Below are 12,963 nucleotides of genomic sequence, written 5' to 3' on the forward strand. Positions count from 1 at the left end.
CCCCTTTCAGGGGTTGTAGAGGTCGTTCGGGGTGCCGTGCTCGATCAGGTCGGCACGGCGGGCGAGGTCTGCGGTCATGGCCGCGATACAGGCGGGGCAGCCTCCGCACGGGGTGTCGTCCGGTGGGCGGTTGGTGCAGCCGACCGCGCCGGCAGGGCACACGTGATCGGCGGGCAGGGTGGATCGGCACCAGGGGCAGAACCGCATGTCGATGACGCTCACGACGCCACCACCTGTACGACGAACGGCGACGACCCGCACCCGCACGTGAACAGCCCCTCGACGGGGGCGGACCAGCCGGGGCACTGCAGGTGCCCGTACCGGTCCATCGCCTCCGCGAACGCGCCGTCCTGCTGGATCAGCTCCCGCTCCGTGCACGCCACGACAGGGGTCGGCCGGCGCCCTTCCGCGTACGAGCCCGCGGGGGCGGGACGGTGCCCGCCCTTGTCGTCGAGCAGCACCCAGCCGAAGCGGGCGTGCTTGACGGGGATCTCCCACGGGCGGGCCACACCGGAGCGGACCTTCAACCCCAGGCGTTCGGCGGCACTGACCTCCACCCCATCGATGAGGCGATGATCGCGGCGGCATGCTGCGAGCAGCGTGGCGGGCGAGTTCGACCACTCCGCCCTCGTACCGCCGGCCTTCTTCCCCTCACGGTGCGCCGGGTCGTGCGCCTCGCTGGCCCCCCCGCAGGAGAGACCGACCTCGCACACGCCGCCAGACCTACGCACGAGGATGCGCTTCACCGCAGCGGGCACACCCTTCGGCCGGGCCGTCTTCTTCGGCTTGGTCCGCTTCAACGGCTTGCGCGGCTTCTCCTCCTTCTCGGAGGGCGGGAACACCAGGTGCCAGCCGCGCATGCACTGCTCCACATCCGTGGGCAGCACCCGGGACACGCCCAGGTTCTTGATGCGCTCCCAGTAGCGGCGGGCTTCCTCCTCGCTGGCGAAGGTGGCCTTGTTGCAGCAGGTGGGCGTCTTCGTCTTCACCGGCCACCCCCGCGGTAGGAGTGGTATGCCGCCTGAGCGTTGTTGTTGAGCGACTGCGCGAGACTGTTCTGCTCCCGCAGCTTCCACATGTAGCCCGTGGCGTTGGCCAAGTGCAGCTCGGCGAAGTGCACCGCCTCCCACTCCTTGATGACCTTGGAGAACACCCATGCGTCGCGCTCGGCGGCGGTGACCATCCCGAGCCCGCGACCGACCTTCGGGCAGTCCGGAGACAGGAACATCTCGTTCTCGGCCTTCTTGTGAGCGGCCTGGCATTCAGCGAGGCGAGTCCGGGCCTCCTCTACCGCCGCACGGGATGTCTCCAGCTCGTTGCTGAGGTGCTGCAGCAGCGAGTCCGCCTGCGCGGGGTTGAGCGGTGTGCCAGGCCGGGCGAAGACGAAGCCGCCGCTGGCTGCCCGCCGGAATGCCTCAGTCACTGCTGCTCACCCGCCTCAAGGGCGGGCCGGATCAGGTCCGTGATCGACAGGGCGCCGGACTGCCAGGCGTTCGCGATCTGGTCGCGGCCGTTCGGCTTACCCTTCTTCGCGGTCTCGAAGGTGAGGGCGAACTCGCCGGTCGGCTTGCCCTTGACGACCTTGCGGATCTGCACGAGCTCGCCGGTCGTCTCGTTGGCCAACTGCCCGTCCTCGTCCAGCGAGGCGAGCAGCTTGGCCTTGTAGGCGGGGCGGATCTTCTTTCCGACCAGGTCAGGGTGCAGCTTGCGGATGTAGGCCACCACGTCCGGCAGGGTCAGCGCGGTCGGGGATACCGCATACTCGATCTCCTCCGGCTTGTTCGCCTCCACCCACGCGAGCAGCGCGTCCTCGTCGTCCCGGACGACGTCCTTGCCGGCCTTGATGGAGACGGTTCCGACCACGTCACCCGAGGGCAGCGCCACCTCCAGTTGCTTGACGCCCGAGGCCCGCAGGGCGGCGAAGCCGGGCTCGGCCTCCTTGCGCGCGTCGGCGAGCGCCTTATTGACGCGCTTCGACAGGGCGTCCAACGCGGCGATGCGCAGCGGCTCGCTAGGCGGCGTCATGCTGCTCACCCGCCATCGCCTGCTTCAGAGCGTCCGCGAGCGCCGCAGCCGGATCTTCCGACTTGGCCAGCGGGTCCAGCTTCTCGATGAGCTGCTGAGCCTGCGCGTTCGTCAGGTCCTTGGTGGCGGCGACGTGCAGCCCGGTCAGAGCGCCGATCGTCATCAGGATCTCGTCGCGGCCGGCCAGCCCCAACGTGGCGTACTGCGCGGACAGTCGGCGGAGCAGCGCCTTGGAGACGGGCTGCTCGCCAGGCTCCGGCTTGGTCGGCCAGCCTTGCTGGTCGTGAGGCCCAAACTCCCGTTCCGCCTCTCGGGTGCGAACGTCCAGTGAGGTCGCGATGCCCTTCTTCGTGTCCGCCGCGAAGGCCGCCACCAGGGCGCGGCCCCATGCGGACGTCTCGGCGTTCATCAGCTCCGAGTTGCGGGTGTAAGGCGTCGTGCCGGGGAACGGCTCCCACGCGACCCCGATGCCGGGCATCGGGTCATCGGGTGTCCGGTAGAAGGCGGCGCAGTAGACGATGAACGTCTTCTCGCCGATCGTCTCGATCGTGTACGGCTTGGACGGGTCGAGCGGGCGCAGGATGCCCTCGGGGTGCTTCTTGCGGGCCTCGACGATCCGTGTGGCGACCTCGTTGTAGCCGCTGTCCGCCGGGTTGAAGTCGCGTGCCATCAGGCGTTGTCTCCCTCGTCGCTGGGGGTGTCGTCGTCCGGTGCTGCGAGTTCGTCCCGCAGGCGCTCCTCCCAGCGCAGGTACCGGTAGAAGGTGGCGTCGTTGGTGAAGCCGAGCTGGCGCAGCGCGTCCCACCGGTCCACGCCGGCGGCGAGAGCGGCTGAGAACTCGGCGAGGCGGATGATGAACGGGACCTTGGACCGGTATTTGATGGCGAGCATCTTGGCCCGCTTCTCGCTGATCACTGCTGGTCCTTGGATCGCTGGTACTCGTCTTCGATGAAGGCGGGGAGGTGGGGTCCGCCGCCCACGGTCGGCCTCGCGACCTTGGGAGCGTTGAGCCACACGATGTGCGCGTCCACGGACTCCTCCGAGACGCGGGTGTGCTCGTGGGAGGTCTCGACCACCAGCCCCCACGCGCCCTTCCGCTTGCCGAGCCTGAGCACGTCGTCTCCGGTGAGCAGGTATCCGGTCTCGGTCCAGATGCGGGTGATGGTGGCGCTCACCGTCAGCCAGCGACCCTTCATGACGCGACCTGCTCGACCTGGCCGAGGTATCGGGCGTAGATCCGGCACTCACGCCCGACCGTGCGAGCGGTGGCCTCGAAAGACCCCCTGATCGCGAGCGTCTGCACCTGGCCGGCGGTGATGCGGTGCGCTATCGCCGCCGCCCGGTGCGAGGTGTCAGCCAAGCCCACCCGGTGCCACCGGCCAGGGTCGGCGCACAAGGCGGCGGCGATCTCCGGGTAGTTGAGCGGGTCCGCCCGAACGTAGGTGATCGACCTCGCCGGGGGATCCTCGCGGACGATCTCGAAGGCGGTGCTCATGCCTGCTCCTCCGTCCGGCCGTAGCCGGCGGCGAGGATGGCGCGAGCGTTGGCCTCGGCGGTCGACCACGGGTCGATCAGCTCGACGAGCTGCTTGAGCTGTTCTGGGTCCGGCTCGGCGTCCGCGAGGTCGGCAGCGGCGGCCAGGTGGGCGGCGTAGTCGCGCGCCTGCATGGTGGGCACGGACCCGACGACGCGGAGCCCTGCCGAGGCGTTGACGTTCCTACCGTCGACCCAGCCCTCGGTGCGCAGCTCATGGGTGTCCGGGCGGGGCAGGATGATCGGCGGCTCCTGGCCGGCGGCCCGGTACAGGGCGGCGACTATCTCCGGAAGGTCGGCGGCGGGGACATCGACCACCCGTCCGCCTACCCCGACCTCGGCAGCCTCCCCGTATATGTCGGACTTGTCGATCGTGAGGTTGTAGTTGTGGGGGCCCATGAAGGTGTAGCTCATGCGCTCGCCTCCGCCTTCTCGGCGGACTTCACGGCGTCGTACCGCTGGACGCCCCACACGATCGCGTGACAGGCCCATAGGAACGACCAGTCCCAGTCGCGGAGATCCCACTCCTGCCAGCCCTCGAACTGGAACTTGTGGCCGTCGTCGGAGGTGAACGAGAACTCGTCGAGGCCGCGCAGCACGGTCTCCTCGTACTCGGTGCCGCAGCCCCACCAGGGGTCGAAGAAGTGCTCGTGGACCGCCTTCCGCAGCCTCCGCATGTGGTCGCGGGTCTGCTCGTGGCACGGCTTGGCAAGCTCGGGACCCAGCAGGTTGACGGTGTCGAGGCCGAGCTGCGAGGCCCTCTCGGTGAGCCGCGCGTGCAGGAAGTCCTCGTACTCGTCCCTCAGCGCCTGCCGGATGTGCTGGTGCAGCAGGTCCTGGGAGTACTTCTGGACGGAGTGGCGTCCCTCGGGCAGCTTCTCCGCCCAGTAGTCCGGGTTGATCTCTTTGGACCTGCGAGCGCGGAAGAACTGGAACATGTCGGGGGTGCGGGAGAACACGTACGCGTCGTTGAGGTCGCCGCGGATGGCGAGGCTGCCCGGCCAAGTGACGATGTCGAACCAGTAGAGGCCACGCCTGCCGCGGCAGCGCAGGTGCCGGTACAGCCCGTCGTTGTGCAGGACGGTCATCTTGTGCCAGCGGGTGTCCATCGCGAACCGCTTGGCGATCTCCGGGTAGTCGCTCATGCCCGCGCCTCCGCCTTCTCGGCGAGGCCCGCCTCGTGTGCGGCTTTGGCCAGCGCGTCCAGCACCTCATGCAGGGACATGGCGTCCAACCGGTCACCGACATCCGTGATCAGGTCGTCCAGCGGCATGCCCACCACGTCACGGCCGGGCAGGACCAGCTCGGCGAGGTAGAAGGCGGCGTCCACGAGTTGGCGGTCGGACGGCTCCCAGGGCGCGTTCCAGTCGCTGAGTCCCATCCACACGTCCGGCTCGGAGCCGGCGGCGACGGCGAGAGCGCCGAAGGCGTCCACCGCACCCGAGGCGATGACGAAGTTGCTGGAGCACATGCCGCGCTGCTCCAGGACGGTGATGGCGTCGGCGAGGATCGAGGCGGCGTTCACGCGACGCCCCCGTCCTGCTCGGCGGCCAGGTGCGCGGCCACGCGGCGGTCGCTCGGAGTGGCGTCCACCCGCTCGACAGCCAGCAGCGTCCACCACATGCCGCCCGACCACACCTCACGCTCCCCGTGAGCCATGGCAGCCTCCCGAGTGGGCGGGTTGAGCTCGGTGACGACCACGCTGTAGCCGGGCTCGCGGTGGTAGGTGTCGCCCACCTCAAGGTCGGCAGCGATCCGGATGGTCAGCTCGGCGGTACTCACGCGCCCACCTGCACAACCTGGTCGTAGGAGCGGCGCGCCCTGTGGGCCGCGTACGCCGCGTCGTGCACGTGGGAGACGCTGAAGCTGATGCCGCCGACCTCGATCCACAGCGTCCGGCCGTGCTCGTGGACGCTGTACTCGTGAGCGATGCCGGCCTGCTGCACGGCCTTGGCTGCGGCTTCCATGGTGGGCACCGCAGTCTTGTCCCGACCGCCCACGGCCCAGCCGAGGATCGACTGGACCGGGATCTCCGGCACCTGCTCGAACATGTCGATGAGGGCGCGCAGACCCGCGATGATCTCGGCTCGCTCGTTGGCGGTCTGGCTGGTGATCTCGGAAGGGGGTGAGATGATGCTCATCAGTCCTGCTCTCTAGGTCGTGGTCCGACTTGGGGTTGAGCGGGATCAGCGGGTCCGTCAGTGGCGTCTGGCGGGCCCGCAGCCCGTTAGGGCGTGCGGTGGCGGCCGACGTAGACGGCGACACCGGGGTCGGCGCGGTCCACGGCGGCGAGCTGCGAGACGCGCACCGAAAGGCCGAGCGTCATCAGGAAGGCACCCCAGCGCTGCTCGGGGGTCATGCCGCCTCCCCCGCCTGCGCGGGCAGAGAGGTACGGATGCCACCGAGGACTCGGGCGATGAGCGTGAGCTGGTCCGGCTCCAGCGGGCCCCATCCGGCGACGAGCCTCTGGATGTCGGGCTGCTGGGAGCGGTCCGCGAGGTAGGCGAGGTAGTCGGCCTCGTTCTGGGGGATCATCAGGCGCTCACCTGCTCGATCTCGAAGACGTCTTCGAAGCGCAGGTCAGGGAAGGCGTAGAGGACGCCGGCGATGAAGTTTTCGCCGGGCCGGATGCCGCCTGGCTCGGAGGGTCCTTGCTGGACTCGGCTGACGGTGGTGCGACTGACGCCGATCCGCTCGGCACGAGCGCTGTCGGTCGCCAGGTCTTTGGCGTTCATGCGGCGCTCCCACTCCTTCAGCCGGAGGCTGATGACGGGCCGCATCGTTCGTTCGTGCATGCACGCACTCTTGCATGTGGGAGTGCACGCACGCAACATCTTCTGGCTGGAATCTTGTTCTCTCAGGCCACGCTGTGCACTCACGCACCACTGGTCACAGCCATATCCCGAGCTGCAACAGCACTGACATGAGTCAGGTTGCGTGTTATGGTGCGTGCGTGCACACCAGTCAGTCGGAGTGGAACGCTGACCTACTCCGGACAACCCTCCAAGAGATCCGGGACCGCGCCGGACTCACCCATGCCGACATCGGCAAACTCGCCGGCCGTGACCGCACCACCGCCAGCAAATGGCTGCACGGCAAGCACCAGCCGGACGTCGAAGCAGTCACGCGCCTCACCACCGCACTGCGCGCCTCGCACCCCGAACTCGGCGACCTCATCGACCAGTTCATGCAGGCGGCGGGCTACCAGGTGCACGCCTCGACGGACGCCCTCATCCCCCCGCCTCACCGCATCGTCGAGGCACTCAGGGAGCAGGCTCGAAGCCGCAACCAGTCACTCGGCGAACTCCTAGTCGGAGAGGGGCTGGCTCACCCGGACGAACTGATCGTCCCGGACGCCCTTCCGCCAGACCCGACAATTGAGGAGATCAACGCCTCGGACATCTCGGACGAGACAAAGGCGACTCTTATTCGGCTTCACCTTGAGAATCGCGCCAGACGCTTCGAACAGGAGCGCCTTAAACGCGCAAAACCGGATGGCCGAAACTAGGCCATCCGGTTGGATCTTTTGCTTTCAACCGAGGCGGCGCAGTTGCCTCGGACTGATAGGCGATAGATCTTGTGCGTCGTATCGCGCCACCGCGTCGCTTCGGACACCCATCTCGAAGAACCGCTCAACGGCGAGAACATGCTTGGCGAGGATTTCGGCGTGGTCCGACGTCGCCTTCTCGTTCCGTTCGGCGTGGGTCGACGTCGCCTTCTCCATCCTCTCGGCATGCTCTGCGACCTTGCCGGATACCCGTGCGACCTGATCCACCAGCCGGGCCATGCCGGCCCGTACCGTTGCGCAGATCGCTGTAGTGGCCCCCACCCCTACCGTCACCAGCAGGATCGCCGTGTTGCGCAGCTCCGGCAGCGAGTGCACGACGGCGCCAGCCCAAGCCAGAACCGCCACGCCGACCAGAATGACATTCGTGCGATCTTTCAATTTGCGAGTCCTGCCCTCCGGGCCGCGCCCTTGCGGCCCACCGTTCACCGCGTTCTCCCCATGAGCAACAGTCCCGTTACTCTAAGCGTTCACGACAATGGGGACCAGTAGGGTCGAACTACTTTTCTGAGCCTTCCACATGTTTGTCCGGGGAACGCTCCAACGCCGCCGCGCCGACCACCACCCTTCAGTGGTGCGTTCCCGCACGTGACAGCGAAGTTTCCTGCGGGCGGTCTGCACTCCCAGTGGACAACAAGGGTAAGTAAAGCATTACCGGTCCGTCAGTTTCTCCATTACGGTCAGGCCCTCCTCGGTGTCACCCGCACCGACTCCTCATCAGCGAAACGCTTACGCCCGGAGCCGATAGGCAAGATCTCCACCGTGAACAGCGACGCGATCACCTCACGCTGCTGCGCCAGATCCAGCCCCCGCCACCGCGCCGGCACATGCTCCGGCCCGTCCTCGGTCAGATGTGGGACGTGCGGCATGAACTGAACAGACTGGATGTCCCGCACCTCGCCCTCAATCGCCCGGATCTTCGGCAGCCGGGCCGCCTCCACCCGCACCAGCCCCTCGGCGGACAACTCCCCCGCCTCCGCCTTCGCATAGAAGGCGTCCAACTCGGCGCGCTCCTTCTCCAGCCGGGCCAGCGCCTCGCTCAGCTTCGTGCTCTCCTGGCCGTCCAGCATGGCCGCCAGCGCGTCCGGCTGCTGCAGCACGGCGATCGTGACGCTCTCCACGTAGGCGTCCACCCGTGCTTTGCCGCGCGTGAGATGAGTGACGATACGCCCCTCACCGTCGAGAGATCGGCAGGTGTATCGCACCACGCCGGCGCGGGGCGCGGTCTTCAGCTTCGTGCCACAAATCCCGCACAGCGCGATCCCGGAAAGCAGGTGCTTGACAGCGGAAGGCCGGGGTCCGCCGCGTTCCGGGTTCGTGAGCCTGGCGACCAGCATGTAGTGGACGTGCTCGTCCAGGATGGGCGGGAACCACTCCTCGCTCTTGATCCGCTCACCGTTATGGACGCGGTAGCCCAGATACGACGGGTGCAGCAGCATCCGCTTGATGGGGCCCGCCTGCCAGTGCTCGGCCCGAGGCGCGGGGGTGCCGCGGCCGTTCAGGCGCCGGGCAATCCCTTCGAGGGTCACGCCGCTTTTCACCCAGTCGGCCATCTCTCGGACGACGGCGGCCTCGTCCGGTTCGATGACCTGACCGACGAGGGCGCCGGTGGCGGGGTCATAGACGCGGCGGTAGCCGTAGCGGGCGGGGCCGTGGGGGCGGCCTTCGGCGGCTCTGGCGCGGGTGCCGCGCCTGATCCGTTCGCTGATCTTGCCTGATTCGTATTCCGAGTCCACGCCGTCCTCCGCCAGCGACCGCCGATCGCGAGGCTTACGGACATCATAGGTGTGGTCATGGGACGTTATGTGGATGAGGACGCCCTGCTCCTGGCAGAGGTTGAGCAGCGTCGACCATCCCTGGAGCTCGCGCCCGCCGCGGCTGGGCTCCCACATGACAAGGACGTCGAACGCGCCGCCCGCGAGCGCTTCCAGGAGTCGCTCCCAGTCGGGCCGGCCTCCCCGCGCGTAGCGGGAGGCGGATTTGTCGTTGTCGGTGAAGATCTCAGCGACGGCCCACCCGTGCCTGTCACAGTGCGTGACGTTGGCGACCTTCTGTTCTTCGACGGATCGGGCGTCGCGCCGCTTGTCCTTGGAGACGCGATCATAGATAGCTGCTCTGAGCTGGGGTTTTTCGGGGGGCATGTACCGAGCGTAAAGGGTTTGGAGTGTCTACGCAATCAGATCTCACGACCCCGTCGGCTGGCCCACCTTCCGCGACTGGCCGGCGCACGACTCGCTCACCCACCAGCAGGCGTACTACACCTGGGTCGAGCGCGCCTGGCGGGGCGGGCTGCGGGTGCTGGTCAACCACCTGGTGGCCAACCGGCAGCTCTGCGCGATCTACCCGCTCAAGAAGTACTCCTGCGACGAGATGACCTCCATCAGGCTCCAGGCGCAGCGCGCCCGCGAGCTGCAGGCCCACATCGACGCCGAGGCGGGCGGCCCCGGCAAGGGGTGGTTCCGCATCGTCGCCGATCCCGCCGAGGCCAGGCAGGTGATCGGGGCCGGCAAGCTGGCCGTCGTGCTCGGCGTCGAGACCTCCGAGCCGTTCGGCTGCCGCCAGATCCTCGGCATCCCGCAGTGCACCAAGGCCCAGATCGACCGGGGCCTGGACGAGATGCGGGCGCTCGGCGTGCGCACCATGTTCGTCTGCCACAAGTACGACAACGCGCTGTGCGGCGTACGCTTCGACTCCGGTACCCAGGGCGCGATCGTCAACGTCGGCAACCTGCTCGCCACCGGCTCGTTCTGGCAGGCCCGCACGTGCACCGGCCCCGAGCACGACAACCCGATCGACCCGGCCGGCGTGCTCCCCGACCAGATCGCCCGGCTGCTCCCGCCCGGCGTGTCGCTGCCGCTCTATCCGCCGGCTCCGCACTGCAACACCCGGGGCCTGACCGCACTCGGCGAGTACATGGTCCAGGGCCTGATGAGGCGCGGCATGCTGATCGAGCTCGACCACATGAGCGTCAAGGCCGCCGGCCGTACGCTCGACCTGCTGGAGGCGGCCCGCTACCCCGGCGTCATCTCCTCCCACAGCTGGGCCGACCCGAACTTCCTCCCCCGCATCTACGCCCTCGGCGGCATGGTCACCCAGTACGGCCACGACGCCACCGAGTTCGTCGCGGAGTGGCGGCGCACGGCGCCGCTGCGGCAGCGCTACCAGGTGCCGGGCTACGGCTACGGGCTCGACGTCAACGGCATGGGCAAGCTGCCCGGGCCGCGCGCCGGCAACGCCGCGAACCCGGTGACGTACCCGTTCACCTCGTACGACGGGAGCGTGGTGCTGGACCGGCCGCGCACCGGCGAACGTGTCTGGGACGTCAACGTGGACGGGGTGGCCCACTACGGCCTGGTCCCCGACTGGATCGAGGACATGCGTCACCTCGCCGGCCAGGACCTGGTACGCGACCTCGCGGCGGGCGCGGAGTCGTACCTGCGGACGTGGGAGGCCGCCATTACCGACGGCTGAGCAGAGCGGCGGCGATGGCGACCTGGGCGGGTTCCAGCGTCGCCTTGCCGTCCTCGACGTCCCACAAGGCGTTCTGCAGCACGCGGCCGAGTGTCCAGCCGGTCGCCCGGCCCCGGTCCAGACCCAGGACCTCGGTCAGCAGGTCGAACCGCCGGAGCACCGCGCGAGCCACGTCACCGGTGGCCTCCACCTCGTCCCACCGGTTGTCCAGCGCCGGCAGCAGCTCGAACCCCGGGGCGCCGGCCAGCGGTTCGGGGTCGATGGCCAGCCAGGGCTCGCGCTCTCCGGCGAGGACATTGTCGTAGTGCAGATCCCAGTGCAGCAGGCGGTCGCCGGGTTCGCCCACCAGCTCGGCCACGGCGGACGCGCAGGTGCGCACCAGCCGCCGGTCGGCGGGGTCACGCAGGGCCCGCACCGCCTCCGGGACCTGGTCGAGCATGGCGGCGGCGAGGTCCGACAGCCGCCGCAGGCCCGGCGGGGCGGGCACCGCGGTCAGCCGCGCCATCAGCTCGGCCAGGATCCGCAGCGCCTTCGTGTCGTCGGCGACCGAGGACAGGGGCCTGGCCGCGTCCAGCCGCTCCAGCAGCTGCGTGGCGCTGCCCTCGTCATGGTCGAGCAGGCGTACGATCCCGTCGCCGTCCCACGCCCGCAGCCCGGCCGCGGTGCCGGCGGTCTCCTCCCGCGGCTGCTGAAGCTTCAGCACGGCGGGCGTTCCGTCGGCCCGGAGCACGGGCAGGACCAGCGACGCCATGCCGTGAGCGGGCGAACCGTCCGGCCGCAGCTCCCAGCGGTCCAGGAACGCCCCGCCCAGCCGGGGCAACTCGGCCAGCCACGCCCGCGCCTCGGCGCCCTGGGTGCCGTAGGACTCGGCGAACGCCTCAGGAACATCGACGGAGATCAACTCGGCCACGGCTGCCAGCCTAGGTCAGAGGGCCGGCTCCAGGAGGCCGCCCAGTGCTCCTGCGTACGCCAGGCCGCTGGTCGCCGCGATCTCGTCGAGGGTCTGCGCGGTCCGTACGGTGGCCAGGCGCACCTCGCCGCCGTCCGCGACCGTGAAGCCGTGCACCCCCGGGTACGGCAGGCTGTTGTACGCCCACGGCGTCGAGAAGTAGTACGCCCCGGTGTCGCGCAACACGACCACGTCGCCCTCCGCCAGCTCCGGCAGCTCCCTGGCGTGCGCGACCACGTCCCCGGCGAAGCAGCACGGCCCGGCCACGTCCTGCACCAGGAGCGGGCCGTCCTTCGGCAGCCCGTCGGCGTCGTACGCGGCCACCCGCAGCGGCCACGCCTCCGGCATGAACACCGTGCGGGTCGCGACCTGCGCGCCCGCGTGCGTGATCGCGATCCGCCGCCCGCCCGCGTCCTTGGTGTACTCGACCAGGGCGGCGATGAAGCCGTTCTTGGCCAGGAGGGAGCGGCCGAACTCGGTGACCAGCGCGTACCGGCCGTCGAGGATCCCGGGGACGGCGGCCTGGAGCGCGGCCACGTACTCGGCGTAGGTGGGGGTGGTCTCGTCGTCGGCGAAGTTCACCGGCAGGCCGCCGCCGATGTCGAGGCTGGTGATCCGGCGCTCGCCCAGGACGGCGTTGATCTCCTCGGCCAGCGCGTACGTCTCGGCGATGCCCGCCGCGATGAGCTCCAGCGGGCAGCCCTGGGAGCCGACGTGCGCGTGCAGGCGGGTCAGCCAGGGACGCTCGGCGAAGGCGCGCACCACGCGCTCACGGTTGCCCGGGTCGCGCAGCGTCACCCCGAACTTGGACGTGGCCGTCGCCGTGCTCATCGCGCCGATGGAGCCGCTGCCCACCTGCGGGTTCACCCGCAGCCCGACGACCGACGCGGACCCGGGCCCGCGCAGCTCGTCGATGCGGCGCAGCTCGTCGAGGTTGTCGGCGTTGACCGCGACCCCGAGCGCCAGCGCCTCGGCGAGCTCCGCGCGCGTCTTGGCGGGCGAGTCGAGGACGATGTCGCCGGGCGCGAACCCGGCGTCGAGCGCGATACGCAGCTCACCCGGGCTGGCGACCTCGCAGCCCATGCCCTGCTCGGCGAGCAGCCGCAGGACCGGGATCAGGGACGCGGCCTTGGCGGCGAAGGTGTGCAGCACCCGGGGCGCGGGGGCGAACGCCTCGCGCAGGGCGGCGACCGAGTCGCGTACGGCCTCGACGTCGACGAAGCCGGCGACCGGGTGGGCCGGACCGACCGCGCCGGTCATGACCGCGTGCCGGACGACGTCGGCCACCCGGTCGGCGGTGGTGCGGGCGGGGGAGAGCGTGGGGCTGCCGTGGATCACGGTACGGGGCTCCTGGACGGACACGGGGGGTGCGTGGCTTTCGGACTGGGACCAAAACAGATTCGGGCATACGGAGCCCGAT

The 12,963-nt window shown here is 69.5% G+C and carries 22 protein-coding genes; 2 read left to right on the plus strand and 20 right to left on the minus strand.

Annotated elements, in window-relative coordinates; translation table 11 throughout:
* Nucleotides 1–6: 6 nt before the first annotated feature.
* The 16 genes from BMW85_RS09705 to BMW85_RS09775 form a co-directional block, all read right to left on the minus strand.
* Nucleotides 7–222 (minus strand): hypothetical protein, encoded by a 216-nt coding sequence (locus BMW85_RS09705; protein WP_091079586.1) that lies wholly within the window; start codon nucleotides 220–222, stop codon nucleotides 7–9.
* Nucleotides 219–989 (minus strand): hypothetical protein, encoded by a 771-nt coding sequence (locus BMW85_RS09710; RefSeq protein WP_091079588.1) that lies wholly within the window; start codon nucleotides 987–989, stop codon nucleotides 219–221. The genes BMW85_RS09705 and BMW85_RS09710 overlap by 4 nt, the downstream gene beginning before the upstream one ends.
* A complete protein-coding gene (locus tag BMW85_RS09715; RefSeq protein WP_091079590.1) occupies nucleotides 986–1,423 on the minus strand; it encodes a hypothetical protein in 438 nt (145 codons plus the stop codon). Before BMW85_RS09715 ends, BMW85_RS09710 begins: the two co-directional genes overlap by 4 nt.
* Nucleotides 1,420–2,025, minus strand: coding sequence for a hypothetical protein (locus BMW85_RS09720; RefSeq protein WP_091079592.1), 606 nt, complete (start codon nucleotides 2,023–2,025; stop codon nucleotides 1,420–1,422). Before BMW85_RS09720 ends, BMW85_RS09715 begins: the two co-directional genes overlap by 4 nt.
* The gene (locus BMW85_RS09725) at nucleotides 2,012–2,695 is read right to left on the minus strand and encodes a hypothetical protein (protein WP_091079595.1); all 684 of its coding nucleotides are present in this window, start codon (nucleotides 2,693–2,695) and stop codon (nucleotides 2,012–2,014) included. Before BMW85_RS09725 ends, BMW85_RS09720 begins: the two co-directional genes overlap by 14 nt.
* Complete coding sequence (locus BMW85_RS09730) at nucleotides 2,695–2,940, minus strand: hypothetical protein (RefSeq protein ID WP_091079597.1); 246 nt, start codon at nucleotides 2,938–2,940, stop codon at nucleotides 2,695–2,697. Before BMW85_RS09730 ends, BMW85_RS09725 begins: the two co-directional genes overlap by 1 nt.
* On the minus strand, nucleotides 2,937–3,221 hold the full coding sequence (locus BMW85_RS09735) for a hypothetical protein (RefSeq protein ID WP_143082184.1): 285 nt from the start codon (nucleotides 3,219–3,221) through the stop codon (nucleotides 2,937–2,939). Before BMW85_RS09735 ends, BMW85_RS09730 begins: the two co-directional genes overlap by 4 nt.
* Nucleotides 3,218–3,520, minus strand: coding sequence for a hypothetical protein (locus BMW85_RS09740; RefSeq protein ID WP_091079601.1), 303 nt, complete (start codon nucleotides 3,518–3,520; stop codon nucleotides 3,218–3,220). Before BMW85_RS09740 ends, BMW85_RS09735 begins: the two co-directional genes overlap by 4 nt.
* Nucleotides 3,517–3,972 (minus strand): hypothetical protein, encoded by a 456-nt coding sequence (locus tag BMW85_RS09745; RefSeq protein WP_091079604.1) that lies wholly within the window; start codon nucleotides 3,970–3,972, stop codon nucleotides 3,517–3,519. Before BMW85_RS09745 ends, BMW85_RS09740 begins: the two co-directional genes overlap by 4 nt.
* Complete coding sequence (locus tag BMW85_RS09750; RefSeq protein WP_091079605.1) at nucleotides 3,969–4,703, minus strand: hypothetical protein; 735 nt, start codon at nucleotides 4,701–4,703, stop codon at nucleotides 3,969–3,971. Before BMW85_RS09750 ends, BMW85_RS09745 begins: the two co-directional genes overlap by 4 nt.
* Nucleotides 4,700–5,083, minus strand: coding sequence for a DUF6197 family protein (locus BMW85_RS09755; protein WP_091079607.1), 384 nt, complete (start codon nucleotides 5,081–5,083; stop codon nucleotides 4,700–4,702). Before BMW85_RS09755 ends, BMW85_RS09750 begins: the two co-directional genes overlap by 4 nt.
* Complete coding sequence (locus BMW85_RS09760; RefSeq protein WP_091079610.1) at nucleotides 5,080–5,340, minus strand: hypothetical protein; 261 nt, start codon at nucleotides 5,338–5,340, stop codon at nucleotides 5,080–5,082. Before BMW85_RS09760 ends, BMW85_RS09755 begins: the two co-directional genes overlap by 4 nt.
* The gene (locus BMW85_RS09765; protein ID WP_091079613.1) at nucleotides 5,337–5,699 is read right to left on the minus strand and encodes a hypothetical protein; all 363 of its coding nucleotides are present in this window, start codon (nucleotides 5,697–5,699) and stop codon (nucleotides 5,337–5,339) included. Before BMW85_RS09765 ends, BMW85_RS09760 begins: the two co-directional genes overlap by 4 nt.
* Before the next feature lie 86 nt (nucleotides 5,700–5,785).
* The gene (locus BMW85_RS51860; protein ID WP_281249564.1) at nucleotides 5,786–5,917 is read right to left on the minus strand and encodes a hypothetical protein; all 132 of its coding nucleotides are present in this window, start codon (nucleotides 5,915–5,917) and stop codon (nucleotides 5,786–5,788) included.
* Nucleotides 5,914–6,093: a hypothetical protein gene (locus BMW85_RS09770; RefSeq protein ID WP_091079614.1), complete on the minus strand. Its 180-nt coding sequence runs from the start codon at nucleotides 6,091–6,093 to the stop codon at nucleotides 5,914–5,916. Before BMW85_RS09770 ends, BMW85_RS51860 begins: the two co-directional genes overlap by 4 nt.
* On the minus strand, nucleotides 6,093–6,353 hold the full coding sequence (locus BMW85_RS09775; RefSeq protein WP_143082185.1) for a helix-turn-helix domain-containing protein: 261 nt from the start codon (nucleotides 6,351–6,353) through the stop codon (nucleotides 6,093–6,095). Before BMW85_RS09775 ends, BMW85_RS09770 begins: the two co-directional genes overlap by 1 nt.
* Nucleotides 6,354–6,511: 158 nt before the next feature.
* On the opposite strand from BMW85_RS09775, the gene BMW85_RS09780 reads away from it, so the two are divergent.
* A complete protein-coding gene (locus tag BMW85_RS09780) occupies nucleotides 6,512–7,066 on the plus strand; it encodes a helix-turn-helix domain-containing protein (protein ID WP_177240583.1) in 555 nt (184 codons plus the stop codon).
* Nucleotides 7,067–7,090: 24 nt separating this feature from the next.
* Here the strand turns inward: BMW85_RS09780 and BMW85_RS09785 are convergent, their stop codons facing one another.
* Together BMW85_RS09785 and BMW85_RS09790 are read right to left on the minus strand one after the other, a co-directional pair.
* Nucleotides 7,091–7,504, minus strand: a complete 414-nt coding sequence (locus BMW85_RS09785) for a hypothetical protein (protein ID WP_143082186.1) — start codon at nucleotides 7,502–7,504, stop codon at nucleotides 7,091–7,093.
* A gap of 299 nt (nucleotides 7,505–7,803) precedes the next feature.
* Nucleotides 7,804–9,264 (minus strand): recombinase family protein, encoded by a 1,461-nt coding sequence (locus BMW85_RS09790; RefSeq protein ID WP_091079624.1) that lies wholly within the window; start codon nucleotides 9,262–9,264, stop codon nucleotides 7,804–7,806.
* 154 nt (nucleotides 9,265–9,418) lie between these two features.
* On the opposite strand from BMW85_RS09790, the gene BMW85_RS09795 reads away from it, so the two are divergent.
* Nucleotides 9,419–10,594 carry a membrane dipeptidase gene (locus BMW85_RS09795; RefSeq protein ID WP_245774705.1) on the plus strand — a complete coding sequence of 392 codons (1,176 nt, stop codon included), beginning with the start codon at nucleotides 9,419–9,421 and terminating at the stop codon, nucleotides 10,592–10,594.
* Here BMW85_RS09795 and BMW85_RS09800 read toward each other — a convergent pair.
* Together BMW85_RS09800 and BMW85_RS09805 are read right to left on the minus strand one after the other, a co-directional pair.
* Nucleotides 10,581–11,504 carry an aminoglycoside phosphotransferase family protein gene (locus BMW85_RS09800; RefSeq protein ID WP_091079625.1) on the minus strand — a complete coding sequence of 308 codons (924 nt, stop codon included), beginning with the start codon at nucleotides 11,502–11,504 and terminating at the stop codon, nucleotides 10,581–10,583. The genes BMW85_RS09795 and BMW85_RS09800 overlap by 14 nt on opposite strands.
* Nucleotides 11,505–11,519: 15 nt before the next feature.
* Nucleotides 11,520–12,881 (minus strand): type III PLP-dependent enzyme domain-containing protein, encoded by a 1,362-nt coding sequence (locus tag BMW85_RS09805; protein WP_091079628.1) that lies wholly within the window; start codon nucleotides 12,879–12,881, stop codon nucleotides 11,520–11,522.
* Between the last annotated feature and the right edge of the window lie 82 nt (nucleotides 12,882–12,963).

The sequence above is a fragment of the Nonomuraea wenchangensis genome (assembly GCF_900111685.1).
GTDB classification, from domain to species: Bacteria; Actinomycetota; Actinomycetes; order Streptosporangiales; family Streptosporangiaceae; genus Nonomuraea; species Nonomuraea wenchangensis.

Excerpts from the sequence above, each read along its gene's own strand:
- BMW85_RS51860 (WP_281249564.1), bottom strand. The coding sequence starts at position 5,917 with ATGACCCCCGAGCAGCGCTGGGGTGCCTTCCTGATGACGCTCGGCCTT.
- BMW85_RS09790 (WP_091079624.1), bottom strand. The coding sequence starts at position 9,264 with ATGCCCCCCGAAAAACCCCAGCTCAGAGCAGCTATCTATGATCGCGTC.
- BMW85_RS09725 (WP_091079595.1), bottom strand. The coding sequence starts at position 2,695 with ATGGCACGCGACTTCAACCCGGCGGACAGCGGCTACAACGAGGTCGCC.
- BMW85_RS09750 (WP_091079605.1), bottom strand. The coding sequence starts at position 4,703 with ATGAGCGACTACCCGGAGATCGCCAAGCGGTTCGCGATGGACACCCGC.
- BMW85_RS09740 (WP_091079601.1), bottom strand. The coding sequence starts at position 3,520 with ATGAGCACCGCCTTCGAGATCGTCCGCGAGGATCCCCCGGCGAGGTCG.
- BMW85_RS09745 (WP_091079604.1), bottom strand. The coding sequence starts at position 3,972 with ATGAGCTACACCTTCATGGGCCCCCACAACTACAACCTCACGATCGAC.
- BMW85_RS09775 (WP_143082185.1), bottom strand. The coding sequence starts at position 6,353 with ATGCACGAACGAACGATGCGGCCCGTCATCAGCCTCCGGCTGAAGGAG.
- BMW85_RS09770 (WP_091079614.1), bottom strand. The coding sequence starts at position 6,093 with ATGATCCCCCAGAACGAGGCCGACTACCTCGCCTACCTCGCGGACCGC.
- BMW85_RS09765 (WP_091079613.1), bottom strand. The coding sequence starts at position 5,699 with ATGAGCATCATCTCACCCCCTTCCGAGATCACCAGCCAGACCGCCAAC.
- BMW85_RS09720 (WP_091079592.1), bottom strand. The coding sequence starts at position 2,025 with ATGACGCCGCCTAGCGAGCCGCTGCGCATCGCCGCGTTGGACGCCCTG.
- BMW85_RS09735 (WP_143082184.1), bottom strand. The coding sequence starts at position 3,221 with ATGAAGGGTCGCTGGCTGACGGTGAGCGCCACCATCACCCGCATCTGG.